The sequence below is a fragment of the Membranihabitans marinus genome (genome assembly GCF_021729155.1).
Classification (GTDB): Bacteria; Bacteroidota; Bacteroidia; order Chitinophagales; family Saprospiraceae; genus Membranihabitans; species Membranihabitans marinus.
The window spans coordinates 1-3,256 of the sequence record NZ_JAJQYA010000072.1 but is presented as its reverse complement, the minus strand read 5'-3'; the positions used below and the strand labels follow the sequence as shown (position 1 = coordinate 3,256).

At 47.4% G+C, this 3,256-nt stretch carries 2 rRNA genes; both read left to right on the top strand.

What is annotated here, in order from left to right:
• The first annotated feature begins 94 nt into the window (after positions 1-94).
• Positions 95-2,976, top strand: a 23S ribosomal RNA gene (locus tag LVD51_RS19880).
• A gap of 115 nt (positions 2,977-3,091) precedes the next feature.
• Positions 3,092-3,204: ribosomal RNA gene (gene rrf / locus LVD51_RS19875) — 5S ribosomal RNA — on the top strand.
• Positions 3,205-3,256 lie beyond the last annotated feature (52 nt).

The following is a 3,256-nucleotide window of genomic DNA, read 5'->3' as shown; positions in this document are numbered from 1 at the left end:
AAAGTTCTTTGATAAGTAGGAAAGAGTAAAAGTTTTAATTTAAAATTGAGTTTTGTAAATTCAATTTCATTGTAACATGAATTAACTCGAAGAATAGGAAGCAAATAAGGGCGCATGGAGGATGCCTAGGCTCTTGAAGACGACGAAGGACGTGGTAAGCTGCGATAAGCTACGGGGAGATGCACACGATCGGTGATCCGTAGATGTCCGAATAGGGAAACCTTCTATGTGGAAGACATAGAATTCCGTAAGGAAAGTAAACCCAGTGAACTGAAACATCTAAGTAACTGGAGGAAGAGAAAACAAAAGTGATTTCGTAAGTAGTGGCGAGCGAACGCGAAGAAGCCCAAACCGGTCTGTATATCAGGCCGGGGTTGTAGGACTGACATAAAGCAAGTAAAAAGAAATAGAATGTTCTGGAAAGAACAACCAAAGAGGGTGATAGTCCCGTATATAGAAATAGACCTTGTGGGTCAGTATCCTGAGTAGTGCGGGACCGGAGAAATCCTGCATGAATCTGCCAGCACCATCTGGTAAGGCTAAATACTTTCAAGAGACCGATAGTGAACTAGTACCGTGAGGGAAAGGTGAAAAGAACCCCGAGTAGGGGAGTGAAAAGATCCTGAAACCATGCGCTTACAAGCGGTCGGAGCCCTTCGGGGTGACGGCGTGCCTTTTGCATAATGAGCCTACGAGTTACTCCTCACTAGCAAGTTTAATCCGTTCAGCGGAGTAGGCGCAGCGAAAGCGAGTCTTAACAGGGCGACAGCTAGTGGGGGTAGACGCGAAACCGAGTGATCTACCCATGGGCAGGTTGAAGTTTTGATAGTATCGAAATGGAGGACCGAACCAGTTGACGTTGAAAAGTCTTTGGATGACCTGTGGGTAGGGGTGAAAGGCCAATCAAACTCGGAAATAGCTCGTACTCCCCGAAATGCATTTAGGTGCAGCGTTGTGGAGAGTGTCATGGAGGTAGAGCTACCAATAGGGCTAGGGGGCTTCACCGCCTACCAAACCCTGATGAACTCCGAATGCCATGTCACTGCAGCAACAGTGAGGCTATGGGTGCTAAGGTCCGTAGCCGAGAGGGGAACAACCCAGACCAACAGCTAAGGTCCCCAAGTGTATATTAAGTTGAATTAAACGAGGTGTGGATGCATTGACAGCTAGGATGTTTGCTTGGAAGCAGCAATTCATTTAAAGAGTGCGTAACAGCTCACTAGTCGAGCGTCTGTGCGCGGAAAATAATCGGGCATTAAATATACCACCGAAGCTTTGGATTCCAACTATGTTGGAGTGGTAGGGGAGCATTCTGCTAGCGCTGAAGTTGAATCGTGAGATTTGATGGAGCGGGTAGAAAAGAAAATGTAGGCATGAGTAACGATAAAACAGGTGAGAAACCTGTTCGCCGAAAGACTGAGGGTTCCTTGATCTATGCTAATCAGATCAGGGTTAGTCGGGTCCTAAGGTGTAGCCGAAAGGCGAAGCCGATGGCAAACCAGTTAATATTCTGGTACCTGTATATATTGCGATGGGAGGACGAAGTCGCGTAAGTCCCGGGCTGTGACGGAATACAGCCTTGAAGTACTTAGGTGTTGATCTAGTAGGCAAATCCGCTAGTGAACTGACGTACGATAGTACACCAAGCCCTCTGGGTGCGGTGATAGTGGACCCAAGCATACTTCCAAGAAAAGTCTCTAAGCTTCAGATATATACAGCCCGTACCATAAACCGACACAGGTAGTCGAGATGAGTATTCTAAGGCGCTCGAGTGATTCGTGGTTAAGGAACTAGGCAAATTAGCCCCGTAACTTCGGGAGAAGGGGCGCTCTATAATTATATGGAGCCGCAGTGAATAGGCCCAGGCGACTGTTTAGCAAAAACACAGGACTCTGCAAAATCGTAAGACGAAGTATAGGGTCTGACACCTGCCCGGTGCTGGAAGGTTAAGGAAGGATGTTAGTTTTCGGACAAAGCATTTGACTGAAGCCCCAGTAAACGGCGGCCGTAACTATAACGGTCCTAAGGTAGCGAAATTCCTTGTCGGGTAAGTTCCGACCTGCACGAATGGTGTAACGATCTGGGCACTGTCTCAACCACGAGCTCGGTGAAATTGAAGTATCGGTGAAGATGCCGATTACCCGCAACGGGACGAAAAGACCCCGTGAACCTTTACTACAACTTCACATTGGTCTAGGATATAGAATGTGTAGGATAGGTGGGAGACAACGAAGTGGTCACGCTAGTGATTGTGGAGTCGTCCTTGAAATACCACCCTTTCTATATCTTGGTTCTAATCCCAGTAAAGCTGGGAGACATTGTGTGGTGGGTAGTTTGACTGGGGTGGTCGCCTCCTAAAAAGTAACGGAGGCTCGCAAAGGTGCCCTCAGTACCGTTGGTAATGGTACGAAGAGCGTATTAGTATAAGGGCGCTTGACTGTGAGAGAGACATCTCGAACAGGTGCGAAAGCAGGCTAAAGTGATCCGGTGATCCCTCATGGATGGGTCATCGCTCAAAGGATAAAAGGTACTCCGGGGATAACAGGCTGATCTCCCCCAAGAGCTCATATCGACGGGGAGGTTTGGCACCTCGATGTCGGCTCGTCGCATCCTGGGGCTGGAGAAGGTCCCAAGGGTTGGGCTGTTCGCCCATTAAAGCGGCACGCGAGCTGGGTTCAGAACGTCGCAAGACAGTTCGGTCTCTATCTGTTGTGGGCGTAGGAATATTGAAGAGGTCTGACTCTAGTACGAGAGGACCGAGTTGGACGTACCTCTAGTGTACCTGTTGTGACGCCAGTTGCATCGCAGGGTAGCTATGTACGGAATGGATAAGCACTGAAAGCATCTAAGTGCGAAGCCATCTCTAAGATGAGTATTCCATTAGGGTCGTAGAAGATGACTACGTTGATAGGCTACAGGTCGAAGTACAGTGATGTGCGCAGCCGAGTAGTACTAATTACCCGAAAGCTTCCTTTTTTTTTTCTTCTTAAGTTAACTCTACTCTTTCCACTTGTCTTTTTTAAGGACAAACAAATAGACTGTGAAAGCACAGCTCTATTAAAGATATAGTACATTAACATGTACAAAAGACTTAGGTGGCTTTAGCGAAGGGGATCCACCTCTTACCATTCCGAACAGAGAAGTTAAGCCTTTCAGCGCTGATGGTACTGCCCTTACGGGTGGGAGAGTAGGTCGCCGCCTTTTTTTTTATTTTCCATAAGCCTAAATAGTAATCAATCTGTTTAGGCTTTTTTTT